The 17,106-nt window shown below is 49.0% G+C and carries 16 protein-coding genes; 3 read left to right on the forward strand and 13 right to left on the reverse strand.

Annotated elements, in window-relative coordinates:
• Positions 1-15: 15 nt before the first annotated feature.
• From mnmE to P4D80_RS10385, 4 genes are all read right to left on the reverse strand, one after another.
• Positions 16-1,413 carry a tRNA uridine-5-carboxymethylaminomethyl(34) synthesis GTPase MnmE gene (gene mnmE, locus P4D80_RS10370; RefSeq protein ID WP_421659064.1) on the reverse strand — a complete coding sequence of 466 codons (1,398 nt, stop codon included), beginning with the start codon at positions 1,411-1,413 and terminating at the stop codon, positions 16-18.
• Positions 1,410-2,003: a ribosomal protein S5-alanine N-acetyltransferase gene (gene rimJ, locus P4D80_RS10375; RefSeq protein ID WP_421659065.1), complete on the reverse strand. Its 594-nt coding sequence runs from the start codon at positions 2,001-2,003 to the stop codon at positions 1,410-1,412. Before rimJ ends, mnmE begins: the two co-directional genes overlap by 4 nt.
• On the reverse strand, positions 2,000-3,427 hold the full coding sequence (locus P4D80_RS10380) for a protein adenylyltransferase SelO (protein ID WP_421659066.1): 1,428 nt from the start codon (positions 3,425-3,427) through the stop codon (positions 2,000-2,002). The genes rimJ and P4D80_RS10380 overlap by 4 nt, the downstream gene beginning before the upstream one ends.
• A gap of 279 nt (positions 3,428-3,706) precedes the next feature.
• Complete coding sequence (locus P4D80_RS10385) at positions 3,707-4,501, reverse strand: response regulator transcription factor (RefSeq protein ID WP_421659067.1); 795 nt, start codon at positions 4,499-4,501, stop codon at positions 3,707-3,709.
• Positions 4,502-4,775: 274 nt separating this feature from the next.
• On the opposite strand from P4D80_RS10385, the gene P4D80_RS10390 reads away from it, so the two are divergent.
• Positions 4,776-5,018, forward strand: a complete 243-nt coding sequence (locus tag P4D80_RS10390; RefSeq protein WP_421659069.1) for a DUF6761 family protein — start codon at positions 4,776-4,778, stop codon at positions 5,016-5,018.
• A gap of 248 nt (positions 5,019-5,266) precedes the next feature.
• Here the strand turns inward: P4D80_RS10390 and P4D80_RS10395 are convergent, their stop codons facing one another.
• The 3 genes from P4D80_RS10395 to P4D80_RS10405 all read right to left on the reverse strand — a co-directional run bounded on the left by P4D80_RS10395 (position 5,267) and on the right by P4D80_RS10405 (position 7,028).
• Positions 5,267-5,890 carry a molybdenum cofactor guanylyltransferase gene (locus tag P4D80_RS10395; RefSeq protein WP_421659070.1) on the reverse strand — a complete coding sequence of 208 codons (624 nt, stop codon included), beginning with the start codon at positions 5,888-5,890 and terminating at the stop codon, positions 5,267-5,269.
• A 245-nt stretch (positions 5,891-6,135) separates the two neighbouring features.
• Complete coding sequence (locus P4D80_RS10400; protein ID WP_421659071.1) at positions 6,136-6,732, reverse strand: alpha-ketoglutarate-dependent dioxygenase AlkB; 597 nt, start codon at positions 6,730-6,732, stop codon at positions 6,136-6,138.
• A complete protein-coding gene (locus P4D80_RS10405; RefSeq protein WP_421659072.1) occupies positions 6,732-7,028 on the reverse strand; it encodes a hypothetical protein in 297 nt (98 codons plus the stop codon). Before P4D80_RS10405 ends, P4D80_RS10400 begins: the two co-directional genes overlap by 1 nt.
• A 243-nt stretch (positions 7,029-7,271) precedes the next feature.
• On the opposite strand from P4D80_RS10405, the gene P4D80_RS10410 reads away from it, so the two are divergent.
• Positions 7,272-9,206 carry a S9 family peptidase gene (locus P4D80_RS10410; RefSeq protein ID WP_421659074.1) on the forward strand — a complete coding sequence of 645 codons (1,935 nt, stop codon included), beginning with the start codon at positions 7,272-7,274 and terminating at the stop codon, positions 9,204-9,206.
• Between the two features lie 45 nt (positions 9,207-9,251).
• On the opposite strand, the gene P4D80_RS10415 is transcribed toward P4D80_RS10410, so the two are convergent.
• The 6 genes from P4D80_RS10415 to P4D80_RS10440 form a co-directional block, all read right to left on the reverse strand.
• Complete coding sequence (locus tag P4D80_RS10415) at positions 9,252-10,028, reverse strand: WecB/TagA/CpsF family glycosyltransferase (protein ID WP_421659075.1); 777 nt, start codon at positions 10,026-10,028, stop codon at positions 9,252-9,254.
• Positions 10,029-10,090: 62 nt separating this feature from the next.
• Positions 10,091-11,794 (reverse strand): DUF262 domain-containing protein, encoded by a 1,704-nt coding sequence (locus P4D80_RS10420; RefSeq protein ID WP_421659076.1) that lies wholly within the window; start codon positions 11,792-11,794, stop codon positions 10,091-10,093.
• A 67-nt stretch (positions 11,795-11,861) separates the two neighbouring features.
• Positions 11,862-13,043, reverse strand: a complete 1,182-nt coding sequence (locus P4D80_RS10425; protein ID WP_421659077.1) for a glycosyltransferase family 4 protein — start codon at positions 13,041-13,043, stop codon at positions 11,862-11,864.
• A gap of 7 nt (positions 13,044-13,050) precedes the next feature.
• Entirely contained in the window at positions 13,051-13,935 is an 885-nt protein-coding gene (locus tag P4D80_RS10430) for a glycosyltransferase family 2 protein (protein ID WP_421659078.1), read from the reverse strand.
• A gap of 24 nt (positions 13,936-13,959) precedes the next feature.
• Positions 13,960-15,054 carry a glycosyltransferase family 4 protein gene (locus P4D80_RS10435; protein WP_421659079.1) on the reverse strand — a complete coding sequence of 365 codons (1,095 nt, stop codon included), beginning with the start codon at positions 15,052-15,054 and terminating at the stop codon, positions 13,960-13,962.
• 326 nt (positions 15,055-15,380) lie between these two features.
• On the reverse strand, positions 15,381-15,611 hold the full coding sequence (locus tag P4D80_RS10440; protein WP_421659080.1) for a helix-turn-helix domain-containing protein: 231 nt from the start codon (positions 15,609-15,611) through the stop codon (positions 15,381-15,383).
• A 358-nt stretch (positions 15,612-15,969) separates the two neighbouring features.
• Here P4D80_RS10440 and P4D80_RS10445 point away from each other — a divergent pair, with 358 nt between their 5' ends.
• On the forward strand, positions 15,970-16,839 hold the full coding sequence (locus P4D80_RS10445) for a peptidoglycan recognition family protein (protein ID WP_421659081.1): 870 nt from the start codon (positions 15,970-15,972) through the stop codon (positions 16,837-16,839).
• Positions 16,840-17,106 lie beyond the last annotated feature (267 nt).

Genomic DNA, 17,106 nt, shown 5'->3' on the forward strand with positions numbered 1-17,106 from the left:
CAAAAGTTGAGGGAGCTATTTCCCAATGCAAAAGCGGCTAAAGATCTTGTCCAGAGCGGATTCTGTAATATCTTCTCCTAAAATTTCGCCCAGTGCTTGAATCGCAGCCCGCAGATCAATCGTCCAAAAATCGAGTGGGAGCTGGTTAGCGATCGTAGTTTGAACCTGTTGGAGAGAATTTCTGGCGCGGGTAAGGACTTCGGCCTGTCGTTGATTAATGGCTAGATCCAGATTGGCGGCCTGGAGGGTTCCGGCCTGGGCGATTTCCAGAATGGCCTGCTCTAATTGGTCAATTCCCTGATTCAGAGCGGCGGCGGTTTGAATAGTGGGGAGAGGGGGGAGGGGAGAGAGCAGCAACCTCTTGCCTGCCCCAGAGGGGTGGGGGGAAGCAATCAGGTCGATTTTGTTGATAACCAGAATCAGTTGGCGGTGTTTTACCTGGTCGTAGATTTCCTGGTCGGCAGCAGTCCAGCCAGCAGTGGCATCGATGGTGAAAAGGATCAGGTCGGCGTTTTGGGCTGCGGTGCGCGATCGCTCGACGCCTATTTTTTCCACCCGATCTTCGGTTTCTCGAATTCCTGCCGTATCCAATACCTGAATCGGAATGCCACCGACGACTAATTGGGATTCCACTACGTCACGGGTGGTGCCGGGTAAATCGGTAACAATGGCGCGATCGCTACGGCTCCAGGCATTAAGCAAACTGGATTTACCTACATTGGGACGACCGACGATCGCCACTTTCAGCCCGGTACGTACCAACTCTCCCCGATCAGCGGTCGCCAAAATTTGTTCAACATCTTGCAAAACTTGTTGAATCTGGGTTTTGATCCCTTCTTCATCCAGAGGTGGCAGGTCCTCCTCAAAGTCGATTCGGGCTTCCACTTCGGCCAGAATATCCAGACAGGTGGCGCGGAGTTGGCGAATCGGCTGGGCCAGCTTTCCCTGAAGTCCGGCCAGGGCAAATTGGGCAGCCTGGGGCGATCGCGCCCCTACCAGATCGGCAATACTTTCTGCCTGGGTCAAATCCAGTCGCCCGTTGAGAAATGCCCGCAAGGTAAATTCCCCCGGTTGTGCCAGTCTGGCTCCCTGTTCCAGGCATAGCTGTAAGACCTGTTGCACCACCATCATGCCGCCATGACAGTGAAACTCCACCACATCCTCGCGAGTGTAGGAGCGGGGAGCCTGCATGATTAGCAACAGGGCTTCATCAATGATTGCCTGGGTTTTGGGGTGACGCACGTAGCCATAGAGGATGCGGTGGCTTTCCCATTTTTGCTTGCCGGGGGCATGGAAGAGTTGTTGCGCGATCGCCATGGCCGCTGCCCCCGACACCCGCACGATGCCCACACTGCCCTGCTGGGGAACAATGGCAGTGGCGATCGCGGCAATGGTGGTACCAGACTGGTTCATGGGCGATCGGGTATCCAATCGGGGTTGGTCAAGCTAGTGAGAATGTGATCTTCCCAGCGGTTATTGATCAGCAAATAGTCTCGTGCGTAGCCTTCCACTGTAAAGCCGAGTTTCCTCAGCAAATTGCCACTGCGTTGATTGCGTGGCATGTAGTTAGCCATGACTCGATGAAAGTTGAAGTCTGCAAAGATGGAGTGAATCGCTGCGTTCAGGGCTTCGAACATATACCCCTGCCTCTGTTTCGCTTCTGCCAGACTGTAACCCAAAACGCAGGCGTGAAAAGGGTCTCTAGAGAATTGGGTGAAATTAATGACTCCAATCACAGTTTTGGGAAACGTTTGCTCGAAGACAAACAATCGCAGGGAGTGATCGTGGTTGAATTCGATCAGGTTGTATTCGATTTGCGATCGCCAAAATCCCTCGGTAAAAAATGCTTCCGGTCGAGCTGGTTCAAAGGGTTGCAGAAATGCCCGATTTTCACAGTAATAGCGGGCAATTTCCGAGGCATCCCGGTAGTCTGCCATGCGAACAATCAGCCTCGCCGTTAGTAGCTTGGGAGCATTCTGTAACCCATTCTCTGCTGGCATCATTTCGCTCGAATTCGCTCAAGCAAATCATAGAACGTTGACCAGTCATCAGCCTCAGTAATCGGTTGCCACGCTGCTTCAATCAGCGATCGTACTGGAACCGTCACAGGATTATTGGCTCGCAAACGTTCTTGAATCGACAGCATGGCCTCTTCTGGCAACCCTAATAAGGTGTTGAAGTAAGCAATCTTCCAGTTGTTCCACAGATAGGCGAGGTCGTCATTGGCGATCGTTGCATGGTTGAAAATGTGGTTGACATCCTCTCGCCAGCCGGGGGAAAACTGTTGCGCCAGTTCAGAAAAGAATTCGTGATAACCAACCTCAAACTTTTCTAGAACTTGAACGGTGAGATCCAGCAATTCTTGAGACTCAGTAGTATTCAGATTATCAAACCCCAGCTTTCCCAGCATCTGCCGCTGATAAGCTTGCTGATAAGCATCCCAAAAGGACGACAGTCCAGCCTCTAAATCGGCCTGAGAGATAGCCAACCCTAGCGGGCGTTGCAATTTTTCCAGGTTATGGTGACAAATTCCCGGCTGATTTCCATAACTGTATAGTCCACTGTAATCAAAATAGGCTGCTGTAAATTTGGGATTATAAGCCGGGATAAAAGCATAGGGGCCATAATCAAAACTCTCCCCCGTAATCGACATATTGTCCGTATTTAGCACTCCATGGCAGAAACCCGCTGCCATCCATTGGGCAACCAACTCTGCCACCCGTTGCACCAGTTCGCCATAGAATCGGGCATAGCGATCTGTCTCATTCGTCAGATGGGCGTAGTAATGCTCAATTACATGATCTAGCAAAACCGCAATCAAATCTTTGCGCTTGAAATAGTGCAGCCGTTCAAACGTGCCAAAGCGAATATGAGAACGACTGAACCGCACCATTACGGACGATCGCGTGGGGGAGGGTTCATCTCCTCGCCACAACGATTCCCCTGTTTCAATCAAACTCAGGCAACGAGAGGTGCAGACACCTGCCCGATGCAACGCCTCTGCCGCAATCACCTCTCGCACGCCGCCCTTGAGCGTTAGCCTGCCATCCCCGCCCCTGGAGTAGGGCGTTGTCCCCGATCCTTTCGTACCCAGGTCATAGAGTTCACCATCGACCCCCCGTACCTGACCATAGAGAAAACCTCTGCCATCTCCTAAAGCCGGGTTGTACTCCCCAAACTGGTAACCGTGATAACGCAACGCCAAAAACGGACGCGGTGCATTCTGAAATTTTCCAAATGCCTCAATAAAATCCTCATCACTCACGGTTTGAGGCTCCAACCCCAGCGTTACCAGCAGGTCATCATTTCGAAATCGCAGAAGGTGGACAGGAAATTCGGCTGCCTGTACAGGGTCATAATAGTCATCTCCCAGCAATTCCAGCACAGGTTCGTAGTTCAAAGTTAACAGGGGATTTGAATGAGGCATTGGGAGGAGATAGGGGGGAGGAAGTAGAAAGGGGAAAGAGGAAAAGAGAAAGAAACCAGGAGACAGGGATTGGGTGCTGGGGGTTAGGGATCAGGCGTTGGGACTTAGGGGTTTGTCAAACTTTTTGTGACAATCCTGGAAAGGGGTTCGAGGGAATCAGGGCTTTAAGGAGTCAGAGCCCTTTGCTAGAACACCTTCCATCCCTCCTTACCCTTTCATTCATCCACTCCTTATCCCCTTCTCTCCTCGTTCCTCTTTTCTATTTTCTCCTTTCTTCTCCTAGCTTCTCCCCCGCTCTCCCGCCAGCATTTTTGGGGAGTGGCGTGTCAGGGGTTTGCGGTGATTCGGGTAATCATTGGGATGGTCAGAGTTGGCGGTGAGAGATTCTAAATTAAATCGATAACCCACGTTGCGAACGGTTTGAATCAGGCTAGGCTGGCGCGGGTCGGACTCTACCTTTTTTCGCAGAGACAGTACATGAGTATCAACCGTGCGGGGGTTATCAATGGCATCGGGCCAGGCACGTCGCAAAAGTTCTGAACGGCTAAGGGGCATGCCGCCAGCCTGGGCCAGAACGTAAAGCAAACTGAATTCCTGGGGGGTCAGATCAACGAGTTCGCCCTTAAACCGCACCCGACGATGGACCAGATCGATCTTGAGGTCGCCATAGTCCAGCAGGGCAGGGGGACTAGTTGTCTTGCTGCGACGGGTTAAGGCTTCAACCCGAGCCAGAAATTCCTGCATTCCAAAGGGTTTGGTGAGGTAATCGTCGGCTCCTGCCCGTAAACCTTCCACAATATCAGCTTCGGTGTTCCGGGCAGACAGCATAAGAATCAATGCCTGCTGTTGTTGTTGCAGCCATCGACAAAACTCCAAACCATCCCCATCTGGCAACTCCGCATCCAGAATCACCAGCGTTGGCTGGCGATGCAAAAATACTTCCCTTGCCTGGTGAATATCTGCGGACTGGTGAACTGAGTGCCCCGCCTGCTGGAGGTGCCAGCCTAGTAGCGATCGCAGATGGGGATTTCCCTCAACGATTTGAATACAAAAAGCTCCCACGGAGGCGTGCATTCCTTTAAGTTTGTGAATTTAAACCTAACAGAGCCTTTTATCCGGGTTTGTAATCGCTGTTACTGTGAGTTGCTGTGGTAAATCCATAACAACCCTGAGATAGAGCAAGAACTTAGTTTAACAAAGTTAAAATAAATATGGAGACCTGTTTTGATAGGATGGCAATCCAGGATGATGTTTGTCTTATTTGAAGTTAACTCACGGAAACAGCATAGATCAGGGTTGTCCATAGTCCTTCAGTTGCCGTCTTCGTTCCAATAACTTCTCACCGACCATGTTGCAGGATACTCTTACCATTCGCTACTACCAGAAGCTATCCGATGCTGTGGTGGATCTGTGGAATCGGGGTTATCGCTTTGATGAGTTGCGTCTGTATGTGGATGGTTACATTGCCGCTCTCAAACATACCAATAGCCTAGAGCCCTATCTGATTCACCGTCTGGAAGAGGAAATCACTCGCTATCTGTACGACCCCTCTAACTTTGAAAAACCTGAAACTGAGCGAGACTATTACTGATGGGGCCATCGGAAAGCTTTGACCATTCCGCCCGGATAGTGCGGACTAATGAAGACTGGGGACTGAAACCAGAATTTCTTATTCTTCACATCCTACACGGCGTTGCTGAATTTGGGTATGAAATAGGTGCTGTATGCTTGAAACTTCGTTTCGATTCATATTGCTTTTCAGCAACGCCTCACATCCTACACTCCTCACAGCATAGTCCAGAATGCCCAACTCAACTGAGGACTGAAATCAGAATTAGCTCATTCTCCATACCTCACTTTCCACTTCTCACTCCCTGTTAAGACGACCAGGTCTTCCACAGTGTTGCAGTTAAACAGCATGCTTGGGTCGCTAACTCCTATTTCTTTTACAGTTTCCTGAGCCAGCCAGCCTTGAAACGAACGTTCTCCTCGCTCAATGGCAGCCATCAAGCTGGCCAGACATTTGGTTTGATAAAATCCACAGAGCGCATCCCAGCCTTTTTTAGTTCGAGGTAGAAGAGCGATCGCATCTCCACTGCCTTCTAACTCACTGGCCCAACGCTGCAAAACCTCACTTTGCAGGCAGGGCAGGTCACAGGCAAGGAGTAAGACCCAATCGGTTTCTATATGGGCCAGAGCCTGGGCAAACCCAACCAGGGGACCGTGAGGTCCGGTTTCTGCTGGTAAAAGCTGCTCCTGAATCAGGTGACAGGTAGGCGGAATCACTTTCTGATAGCGCTCAATCCAGGGAGTCACGACGTAGACCCTGGGGGTACACTGCAAGGCCGCTTCACACACCCGCCGGAGCAGGGGAACCCCTTCAATCGCAATCAGAGCTTTGTCCTGCCCCATGCGAGAGCTTTTTCCTCCGGCAAGAACAATCGCAGATAGACTCGGATTCATGGGGTATAAGTAGTAGTCCTAATTAATTGGAAGGGAGGGAAGTGGGGGCGCAGCCTCCAGGCAGAGGGTTACACCCCTCCACCCCCAAAATTCTTAATTTAATAATTGCGCCTCGCTACTTAGGATCATGGATTTAATAACACCGCATTCTTTGAGTGAACTGACCTCTCCCCCTTCTCCTCTCCGACTCGGAGAGGGGTGCCAAAGGCGGGGTGAGGTTTTCGGAGTTATTTAACTCTCATTCCTTAGAGAATTCGGTAGGTTAATGAAATCCGTAATCTTCTAATCTGCTCTCTGCCATTGAAGCGATCGCGCTGCCGGTAAGGAATACTGTGAGCCCACTCCCATCGAGCTTCGTCAGACAAAATCAACAGACTGCGGGGTTCCAGCCAAATTTTTCGCTTCTCCTGGGTTTTGATGTGGCGAAACTCCATCACACAGGCAGACAGGAGGCTGAGGTCAGCAATTTCTGCAAATTCTGAAGCGTCCACATGAAAGCTGATACCTTCTCCCGGCAGGTAGCGGTTTGCCAGCAACTGGTTTGGAATAGCAGGCATCAGATTTTCCTGGTATAAACGAAGGGCGATTGCCTGCCCCCACTCTGGCAACGGTTCATGGCTATCTTCTGGTGCAACCGAACGGCGGAAGAAGGAGTAGCGAATTCCAAACTGGCGAACCAGGCGTTGCATGCCAGCGTTCTGCCAGCCAGCCTGTTCAACCCCTGCCACCAGTGCCGCTTCCTCAGCCTCGGTGATGTAGTTGGGCAAATACCGCAACCCCGGAATGTCTGGGACTTCCAGGGTGGTTTCAAGCAGAGATAACTGGTGGAATGAAATTGACATTACTGCCAGGTTGAAACGGGTTTTAGAACTGGGGGAATTTCTCCCTCATTGAGGGTAAACTCCAGCAACGTTTCGCGCAAGCCGAGATAGCCCGATTCCCCAAATGAGAGCAACATACGCTGAAGTGCCAGCCATACTTCTGCTTCGTACTCCCAATCGCGCTGGCGGTAAGCTTGAGCGGCAATCGACCTTAACGCCCAGAAGTAGCTATTGCGAACAATAGAGCCGCCCTTCTTATACTCCGGCACATCTTCATGATGAATATAGACGATTTGCTCTTCGATTCTGGCTCTCATAGCAGGGGTCAGGTAACAGGGGGGTAAAGGGCAGGGGAGCGGGGGCACATCCGTTGCGCTTCTAACGACTATCCTAAGAATTGGACGTTGCTGATTGTTGAGATCATAGCGATAGCCACTAGGCTTAGGACAGGGTACAGAGGTGGAACCCCTGGCTGGGGGTGTGGGGGCACCCCCTTAAAACCAATGTCCTAAGCAACTTGGCGACAGCTATAAATTCAATGTGCCAGAAAGGATAAGGATATGGTTGCCCCTCAAATAGCCCCCTACGGCTCCTGGAAATCCCCCATCACTTCAGATCTGATCGTGGCTGGAACCATTGGTCTGGGACAGGTGCGGTTAGATGGACAGGATATTTACTGGAATGAGCTTCGTTCCACAGAAGCGGGACGTAATGTAATTGTGCGCTTCTCATCCGATGAACTTACCGATATCACTCCACCTCCCTTCAACGTTAGAACTCGTGTGCATGAGTATGGGGGTGGCTCCTATCTGGTTCATGAGGGGATGGTTTATTTCTCGAACTTTGCAGACCAGCGGTTGTACCGCCACCGGGCTGGAGAAAAACCAATCCCCATTACCCCGGAGAAAGCCTGGCGCTATGCCGATGGGGTGATTGACATTCAGCGTCAGCGGATGATTTGCGTGCGGGAAGACCATACGGGTGCTGGAGAGGCGGTCAATACGATTGTTAGCCTGAGTCTGGATGGCAGTGAGTTTGAGCAAACCATCCTCGTTTCAGGCAATGACTTTTACTCTTCACCCCGACTCAGCCCAGATGGTTCCTACCTGGCCTGGATTTGCTGGAATCACCCCAACATGCCCTGGGATGGCACAGAACTCTGGGTGGGGGAGGTAAAGGCAGATGGTTCTTTGGGAGAGACCTGGAAAGTGGCGGGTGGGCTGGAAGAGTCGATTGTGCAACCGGAGTGGTCACCAGATGGGAGACTGTATTTTGTCAGCGATCGCACCAACTGGTGGAACCTGTACCGCTGGCAGGGGAAACAGACAGAGATTGAACCTCTATGCCCGATGGAAGCAGAATTTGGCTATCCCCACTGGATCTTTGGTATGTCAAACTATGCGTTTTTGTCGGTGGAACGATTGGTTTGCACCTACAGCCAGGGGGGAATTTCCTATCTCGCGCTGCTCAATACCACCACCAAGCAGCTAGAATCCATTGAAACGCCCTACACCGACATTGACGGAATTCATGCAGCACTGGGCAAAGTTGTGTTTAGTGCTGGCTCAGCAACCGAACCAACTGCCATTTGTCAACTGGACCTGGAGTCTCAAAAGATTCAGGTATTGCGACGTTCCAGCAATCTGGAAATTGATTCAGGGTATTTGTCGGTGCCACAGGCGATCGCATTCCCAACCGAAAACGGGTTGACCGCTTATGGTATTTATTACCCGCCTCAAAATAAGGATTACGTCGCTCCTGAAGGCGAACGTCCCCCCCTACTCGTTAAAAGCCACGGTGGACCTACTGCCGCCGCTTCCACCTCTTTTAACCTCCGGATTCAGTACTGGACAAGTCGAGGCTTTGCAGTGCTGGACGTGAACTATGGAGGCAGCACTGGTTACGGACGGGAATACCGCGAACGCTTGAAAGGCCGGTGGGGCATTGTCGATGTGGATGATTGTGTCAACGGCGCAAAGTATCTGGCAGAGAAGGGCGAAGTGGATGGGAACCGTCTAGTCATTGATGGTGGTAGCGCAGGCGGTTACACCACTCTGGCAGCTTTGACCTTCCGCAACACCTTCAAAGCGGGTGCCAGCTTTTATGGAGTTAGCGATCTGGAAGCCCTGGCAACAGACACTCACAAATTTGAGTCCCGTTACCTGGATAGCTTGATTGGCTCCTATCCGGAGCGGAAAGATTTGTATGTTGAGCGATCGCCGATTCACTTTTGCGATCGCCTCAACTGCCCTGTCATCTTCTTTCAAGGCAACGAAGACAAAATTGTGCCTCCTAACCAGGCCGAAAGAATGGTCAACGCCCTTCGTGCTAAAAAGGTTCCTGTCGCCTACGTTCTTTATGAAGGCGAGCAACACGGATTTCGTAAAGCCGAAAATATCAAGCGCACCATCGATGGAGAATTTTACTTCTACTCCAAAGTGTTTGGTTTTGAAATAGCTGATGAGATAGAGCCTGTGCCGATTGATAACCTCTAGATACCCGACAGATTCCCGACTTCTTCCAAAGTCGGGAATCTGGACTCAAAACTGCTTTCGACTTTGATGGAGCCAACCTGTCATAAGCTGTATGGCAAACAATACGACAAATGCCGGATTATTTATCAAATACCGACGCCATAGCCTTCCTGGTTCCATTGCCAGCCGATACAGCCACTCCAGCCCCCAGGCCATCACCCATCGGGGGGCCTGGGAAACCGTCCCACTGTGAAAGCTGAAAGCCGCCCCCACCCCAATCATCACGGCTTGCAATCGCCCCTGCTGCCGTGCCATCCATTCTTCCTGTTTAGGGCAACCCAGTCCCACCAGCACCACCAAAGCACCTGAAGCATGGATGCGGTCAATATCCCGTGCTTCTTCTTCACGGGTGAGAGGGCGGAAGGGGGGAGCATAGAAACCTGCGATCGCCAACCCTGGGAACCGCCGCTCCAGATTTACTCTTAGTTTTTCCAGCATGGATTCTGTACCCCCATAGAGGTAAATTGGGATACCTTGCTGTGCTGCGCGATCGCACCAGGCCAGCATCAGATCGGGACCGTACACCCGCGATTGATCTCGAATTCCCAACAAACGCAGCCCCAGAACCAACGGCATTCCATCGGGAGTCACCAGAGCGGCACCATTCACCACTTTCTGAAACTGGCGATTCCAGTATCCCGTCATCACCACATGCACATTGGCTGCCACGATGTAGCAAGAAACGTTTTCTCTCGCCCAGTTCTGGATGCGATCACAGGCATCCTCATAACTCGTCCCATCAATACGAGTACCGAGAATAGAGCGGGACTGGAGAAGAGGCATAGAAGGTAAAAAGTGAAGATAAAGGGGAGAAAGCAGAAAGTAATTCAACGCTAATCAATGCCTTATAAAGGAAAATCAGATCTCCAGATATAGGTAGCTCGCTGGGCTAGATGTCGCTGGCGCGCAGCCAGGGTGTCTGGAGTCCATTCTTCTGCCAAAATATTCTGCGTCAGCTTATACACACTCTGCTGATAAACCTTTCGCTTATCTGAATAAAACTCATTTCCCACCTGACGATTAAAATGTGGTTCCAAAGGTGTCAGATTCCCAATGCGATATACCATTTCTTCTACCTGGGCATCCGTGAAGTTTTGTCGCCAGTCACTACTGGGTGATTCAGGCAAAATATGTTCAATCGAAAAGCTATCTTCATTAACATCTATACCAGATGCGTCTGCCTCAAGTTTGCATAAGATATATCGCACTAATTTTTTCTTCTGTCCCCTTGTAGAAATTGAGAGTAAGGAAAAATCTTGTAAAAATTTCTCATCTGAAACATATACTGAACGAAGGTTATCAAATACATTCCTGGGGCCGGTTATTTCACCGTTCATAATCGAAATTGCAATTTTGTTATAAAGTATTTCTAACTCATTAGGATTCAGGCTGCTAACAACGGTATAACGAAAGGACAGCATGCATACAAGCTTTAATAGACGAGTAAAGTCCTCCTGGGAAAATCTCTCATACGCAGCAAATAAAGTTGGATAAGCCTGCTTTACGCGAAATAACTCAAGTTCGCGAATGTAAGGTTGATTCTTTGGAGCATCACGCCAGAACTCATCAGTAGAGTTACTGAGAGCAATAAAAAGACTACTGTAGTTTTCAAGTTGATCGAGTAATTCAAATTCTTGTTGTCTATCTTTCACCGACTCACGAACTATTTTGAATAATCTTTTACGTCTTACCCTGGTTTGTTTGAGACTGAGATAGTAGCGGAGGAATTCAGGAAATTTCTCCATCTGAACTGTACTTATAATTCTCCTCCATTGCCTCTGCGCTTCCTGCAAATCATCTGGACCCTGGAAGAGAGAAAACAAATAATTTTTCAGTAAATCTGTTGAACTCAGTTCTATACCCCTGGCGTTTAGTGTTTCAAATACTGTATAAGCATTTAACTCATCCTCAACATTAATCTGAATAAAAAGTAGCCTTTGGGCCACAATATCGGTTAAGAATTCAGCCAGTTTCTCTCCACTCTGAACAACTTCTCGCAATTCCTCTAAATGATTTGAGAAATACTGAAAAGCCTGCCAAAGCAACTGATTAGATTTTGAAAGTGATCGAATGTTAAGTGGCTTTCTAAGATTAATCAAATTGTTTTGATAAAAATCATTGTTGTTCTCATTTAAGAGGAGCTTGCTTGAGTAACGAAGAGAACGGGGATCTCTATCGCTAAGATATGTACGCTTTAAGATCTCCTGCCGTTCTTGATTAGCTTCCTTTTCCTCTTCTCGCTCTACTAATCTTTGAATTTTCTCAATAACAGCAATAGCAATGATGCTGAGTGTGGCTAACCGTTGCTGCCCATCAATGATAGTAAACTCTTTGTCTGAATTGCTGGAGCTTTGTAAAACAATTGCCCCCATGTAATGACTGGAATTAGGATTTGTGTGAAGTACTAGAATATCCTGCCAGAGATCCTCCCAATTTTCTTCATGCCAGGAGTAGTCGCGCTGAAAAGGTAGCACCTGGTAAATCTTGCCATTACTGATTAAGTCACCAAAATTAGTCGTGCGTGTATCTAGCAGATTAATCCGAGCCATAAATTAAGGTGGGAAAGCTAGTTCTAACCTCTAAGGTATCAAGAGCCTGTTTATTTGGGTCACTCTATCAACCCTTAAGAACCTGCTGATACGCTACTTCGGTCAGTTGGGCAAAATGTTGCCAAGTATAGCAGGACTGAACCTTCTTCTGTCCGGCGGCTCCCATTGCCTGTGCCTGGGAGGGGTTAAGCAACAGGTGCAGAATGCGATCGCTAATTTGGCCCGGTTCCTGGTCAACCAGATAACCATCAACCCCATCATTAACTACCTCTGCAACGGCTGGAATGTTGCATCCAATCACAGGTTTCCCTAAACTCCAGGCTTCGGTGTACACACCACCAAAGCTTTCCTGGTTAGAGGGCACACAGAGGAGGGTGCAGGCGGCGATCGCATCTGTCTTTGTTTGCAAATCAACCATTCCCAGGCGATGAATTCGCCGATCCAGGCCCACAAAATCCCTCTCAGACTGCTTCACAGGGGGACCAATAAACACAAACTGCGCCTCTGGGACTTTCTGCCAAACCAGTGATGCGGCCTGAATCAACTGTCGGTAACCTTTATAGGCGTAGTGTTGGCCCAGGAATAAAACAATCGGTTCCTGAAGCTGATATTGTTGCAAAAACCTTATCGGGTCTGCATCATCTGCCAAAAAAGGAGCAATTCCTGTCACCGCAACTCGCTCTTCTTTCACACCGAGCTCAATTAGCGTTTGCTTCTCCACCTGGGTGAGGGCAATCACCAGGTCCGCCAGCGTATAGAGGTGATTGTAGGCCCGGTAACGCCAGCCCACCCAGCGTGGATGATGGACAGGCGTCAGTACAAACGGAATCTGGTGTTTTCTGGTAGCCTGAAAAGAGGCGTAACTTAACCCTTCTCGCCCGATGCGGATATTGTGGATCAGGTCTGCCTTCGCCGCAAAGGGAAACAGGTGGCGCTCCAGGGTGCGGGCAATGGGGGGCAAAGCGACTGACATTAAAGGATAGTAAAGCGGCAGGTAGGGGAGCAGGCTCAGCTTTTCCCAGCGGGAGAGCCCAAGTCGATGAACGGGGATGCCATCGATCGCATAGTCACGGCTGGGGGAAGGCGATCGCACCGTGGTTCCCAGGAGCCAATCAGCACGGTTGCTATCCCAATGGCAAATGGTTTGGATTGAATGGCGATCTTTCAATTGTTGGGCCAGCAGATGCTGATGGATTTGGGCACCTCCCACGCTGGGTGGATAGGCTGTTATTGTGTAAAGTAAACGCATTGATTTCTCACTTTATTTCTGAGCGACCAATCGGCTCAGGTTTGCCAAACTGTAGTTGCAGAAACTGGATAAACCACCCGATTAATTTTGTTAAAAATATTGGTATTCCTTTGCCTGCTCCATACTTCTCTAAGTAATAAAAGAATTGGGTTGGTAAGTAATAAAACGACTTTTTGCTTAAAAATAATGTGTTGAATTCTGTGATTGGGGATCGCCCAACTTTCGATTCACTCAAAAAGTCTTGAACGTTTGATTTAATGATGCCTTTATGGTCAATTCGTGCATCGCCCACAATGTAAGCCGGAAATCCAGAGCGGGTCGCTTTGAGGATATACATGCTATCGCCATGGTAGTGAGGAAATCGCCTCATATCTGGAAACCCAATCCGGTTAATCACAGCCCCTGGAATGCAGACACAATGCCCACTCATCTCATCTACCGGAACCACCTCACCGGGTTTAGCCGCCACCCGTTTACGTCCCTGCGCTCCTGTTTCATGTAAGTAGTTGAGATCAGCCAGATATCCCGCTGCACCAGCGATCGCATCAGGGTGGGAGCGACAAAATTCAACTAACAAAGATAGGGTATTGGGGTAGGGGATGCAGTCGTCATTGAGCCAGATGATGTATTCGGCCCCCTGTTCAATCGCATACTTCATTCCTCTGGCGATCGCTCCTGTCCACCACAAACTGCCATCTCCATGCAGAACTGTAACTTCTGGATAGGAATCATCAATCGCCTGTTCTGTTCCATCAGTAGAACCATCATCTACGATGACGACAACACATCTTTCTAAATCCCCATTTTGCGCAAGCGACGCCAGACACGATAATGTAATTGACTTGCGGTTGTGAACGGGAATAATCACAAAAACGGCCTCTTTGGGAGCCATATTTTGATTCACGACTTAATGAAGCTAGATAAGCGATTGATAAACAAGGCAAGTTTCCTCTACACATTTTTCCCAAGAAAACCGTTTAACTTGCTCTCTACCGAGTCGGATTAAATCTTTTGTTTTATCTGAAGAGTTTAGAACCTTCAGAAGTGCATCTGCAATACTTTCTGGTTGGTAGGGATCAAAAAATTCTGCTGCACTTCCCACAACTTCAGGAATGGAACTGGTTCTACTACAGACAACCGGGCATTCACAAGCCATTGCCTCCAAGGGAGGAATACCAAATCCTTCATAGAGAGACGGATAGACAAACACAGCAGCACCCGCATACCAGGATGCCAAAGTCTCCTCATCCCCGGATACATGCCTTACCCGTTCTGGATTGAGTCCAAGTTTATGTAATAAACTCAATTCTTCCTTAGAAAATGGCAGACTACCGAAACAAATGAGATTCAGTTCAGAACTTAACTCCTTTGATAAAGCAAAAGCCTCCAACAAGCGAGAGAAGTTCTTATATCCTTTGCGTTCTCCTACATACAGGATATAGGGGGTAGATAGATTCTTCCTATTAATTTTTGATTCAGGAATTAAGGAACTAGCCAGGTAAATTACTGATACCTTTTCTGGAGCGACATCATAATATTCCAGCAAATCTCTCCGCGTATTTTCAGAAACACAAATAATTCTATCTGCACGATGGATTGCTTTTTCCTTCATCCATACAGTCTTATCAATTTTTGGGAAGAGGTAATTAAACTTCTCATGAATCAGGTCATGAACAGTTAAAACTATCTTACTCTTCTGGGGAGCAGACCGTTCGAAGGAATAATAGGTTTCATGAACAATATCTGGAATTTGATACTGGAAGTAAGCTTTGCTCAGCAGATGATTAATTGTCAGTCGTATTTTTCTTGTTTTAGGAATAGGAGGAATGGATACTCCTAAACAGTAGCGAGAATTAGAGTTCTTTAGATATTGATTGATATATAAGAATGCAGGAACACTGACTTCAAATTCATTGCGGAGTGCAATCCGCCCTGCTAGTTCATAGATGTATCGGGAAACACCTCCATACCTCTGCAAGGAAAATATTTGATAGTCATAAGTCAGTTTCATGTTCCTGGTATTCACGGTGGATAATACAAGATGGGAAATTCCTAGTACATTTTCAGGAAACCTTTTTTGCTAAGGCTTTTAGCAAGGGACAATCAAAATAGTCATAAACTCTGGTCTTAACTTCTTGTGCGCTTAGTATAGCGATAGCCACTAGGCTTAGGACGGAGTACAAGGGTTCCACCCCTGGCTAGGAGCGCAGCCCCCACTCCTTCTCTAATTTCCAATGTCCTAACGCACCCGCGTAGAGCTATAGCATGGAGCACCTGCCGCAATTGGGCGCGCTTGTCCTCATCCAAGATGAGTTTGACCGTTTTAGGACGACTCGATCAGGCGTGCAAACAAGCTAACCCCTGCTGCTCGAAGGCACGAATCACCTTGCAAACAGTTTGGACACTACCACCGACCGTGGTGGCAATGTCTCTGGGCTGGATACGTCTAGCCCTAGCCAGCAAGATTTGGCAGCGCCGCAGGGTAAAAGCATCTTTGCAGCGTAGTCCTTGTTTGAGGGCAGCTTGTTGGGTTTCACTCAAGGGACACACGTATAGAGGGGGAAGCATCAGGGTTATGAGCCAGTGGAAAGTGACTCATCTAGAGTATCTTTGATTCCTGCTAATTGCATAATCGGTGCGCTGAAGTCGCATTAGGGGCGGTGGAATTTGTAAAATGATCGAGATTTGGTAGCGAAATTTTGAGTTTGGACTGGCAGCCTGATGTAGGATTGCATCGAAGATTGTTTGTGGTGGGTGTGGAGTATGCGGATGCAGGGTGTCTATCAGGAACCGTGGGTTCCATCTCTAGTGGATATTAGCCAGGGGTAGATGGCTCCGTCTTTTGGGTTCGTTATGGTTTTTGCAGTACGCGATCGCCCATTTCCAAATACCCAAGCTCCACTTTAGCCCCTAACCCCCAGCCCCTATGCAGGGGTGGTTAACTCAACTGAAAAATGCTGTCAATGCTGTCTCCGCTGAAGTAGATGAAATGAAACGAAGGTTCTTGACTGTTGTGGCACTAGTGGCCCTGTGCCTGATCACTCTAACGCTGACGATTAGTTCGGGGGTTGCCCAACTTCGCGATGTATCGGGGTTCGAGACTCCCGGACGCCCTGCATCTGAGCCTGAAGTTAAATCTCCGCCCTTGGCACCGGGGTTTTCAACCCAATGCGCGCTTCGGCCCGAAAAGAAAGGAAAAACTTCCCCGTTTCGATCAACGGTTCAAGCCCTGGGAGTGGTACCAGGTTCGATTACCCTCAGCCGATTTCGTCAGGACAGAAGTGAGATCAGTTCAGAGGATAAAGCGCCGACCGCCAGTTTGTTCAGCCGCAGACTGACGACATTCACTCCAAAAGAGGAAATTGTCTTGATCGACCCGACTAACTATGGCGATCGCTACTTCAAGGATATCAATGGCAACCCAGCACTTCTAGACCCAATCGTTGTGCTCCATGAAACCGTTGGTTCGGCCTACAGCACTCTCAACTTTTTTCGCACCCCCCATCCCAGAGATGAAGACCAGGCCAGTTACCACACTCTGATCAAGTTGGATGGCACGATTGTCTATATGGTTCCTCCCGACAAACGAGCCTATGGAGCAGGCAACTCCTCCTTTAGGGGAAAATCGGTGAAAACTAATGCCGACCTTCCCGGATCGGTAAATAACTTCGCTTATCACATTTCCCTGGAAACCCCCCTACGACGGCAACGACAATGGTTACACCCACAGTGGTTATACCCAGGCTCAGTACCAGTCCCTTGCCTGGCTGGTGGCAAAAACTGGAGTTCCCGATGACCGAATTACCACCCATAGAGATGTAGATCGCTCCCGATCTCGTATTGACCCCCGCAGTTTCCAGTTCTCCAGATTCATGGCTTTGCTCAAAACCTATCCCCGCACGTCAGAAATTGTGATTGGCTGCACGGAGCCAGCAGAGACACCTCAGAGTTAGGAAGTGAGGGGTGGGGGATGGGGGGATTAGGGGGATTGCTTTTTACATCCAGGGCTCTATCACTCCGCCACTCTGTTACTCCTCCCACTCATCCACTCATCCACCCTCTT

The organism is Leptothermofonsia sp. ETS-13 (assembly GCF_049200465.1).
Taxonomy (GTDB): Bacteria; Cyanobacteriota; Cyanobacteriia; order Leptolyngbyales; family Leptolyngbyaceae; genus Leptothermofonsia.

What these genes read in the sequence shown, in the direction of transcription:
- P4D80_RS10385 (WP_421659067.1), bottom strand. Translation starts at nt 4,501, where the DNA reads ATGCACGCCTCCGTGGGAGCTTTTTGTATTCAAATCGTTGAGGGAAAT.
- rimJ (WP_421659065.1), bottom strand. Translation starts at nt 2,003, where the DNA reads ATGATGCCAGCAGAGAATGGGTTACAGAATGCTCCCAAGCTACTAACG.
- P4D80_RS10395 (WP_421659070.1), bottom strand. Translation starts at nt 5,890, where the DNA reads ATGAATCCGAGTCTATCTGCGATTGTTCTTGCCGGAGGAAAAAGCTCT.
- P4D80_RS10415 (WP_421659075.1), bottom strand. Translation starts at nt 10,028, where the DNA reads ATGCCTCTTCTCCAGTCCCGCTCTATTCTCGGTACTCGTATTGATGGG.
- P4D80_RS10440 (WP_421659080.1), bottom strand. Translation starts at nt 15,611, where the DNA reads ATGCTTCCCCCTCTATACGTGTGTCCCTTGAGTGAAACCCAACAAGCT.
- P4D80_RS10430 (WP_421659078.1), bottom strand. Translation starts at nt 13,935, where the DNA reads ATGGCTCCCAAAGAGGCCGTTTTTGTGATTATTCCCGTTCACAACCGC.
- P4D80_RS10380 (WP_421659066.1), bottom strand. Translation starts at nt 3,427, where the DNA reads ATGCCTCATTCAAATCCCCTGTTAACTTTGAACTACGAACCTGTGCTG.
- P4D80_RS10420 (WP_421659076.1), bottom strand. Translation starts at nt 11,794, where the DNA reads ATGGCTCGGATTAATCTGCTAGATACACGCACGACTAATTTTGGTGAC.
- P4D80_RS10445 (WP_421659081.1), top strand. Translation starts at nt 15,970, where the DNA reads ATGCAGGGGTGGTTAACTCAACTGAAAAATGCTGTCAATGCTGTCTCC.
- P4D80_RS10405 (WP_421659072.1), bottom strand. Translation starts at nt 7,028, where the DNA reads ATGAGAGCCAGAATCGAAGAGCAAATCGTCTATATTCATCATGAAGAT.
- P4D80_RS10435 (WP_421659079.1), bottom strand. Translation starts at nt 15,054, where the DNA reads ATGAAACTGACTTATGACTATCAAATATTTTCCTTGCAGAGGTATGGA.
- P4D80_RS10390 (WP_421659069.1), top strand. Translation starts at nt 4,776, where the DNA reads ATGTTGCAGGATACTCTTACCATTCGCTACTACCAGAAGCTATCCGAT.
- P4D80_RS10425 (WP_421659077.1), bottom strand. Translation starts at nt 13,043, where the DNA reads ATGCGTTTACTTTACACAATAACAGCCTATCCACCCAGCGTGGGAGGT.
- P4D80_RS10400 (WP_421659071.1), bottom strand. Translation starts at nt 6,732, where the DNA reads ATGTCAATTTCATTCCACCAGTTATCTCTGCTTGAAACCACCCTGGAA.
- mnmE (WP_421659064.1), bottom strand. Translation starts at nt 1,413, where the DNA reads ATGAACCAGTCTGGTACCACCATTGCCGCGATCGCCACTGCCATTGTT.
- P4D80_RS10410 (WP_421659074.1), top strand. Translation starts at nt 7,272, where the DNA reads ATGGTTGCCCCTCAAATAGCCCCCTACGGCTCCTGGAAATCCCCCATC.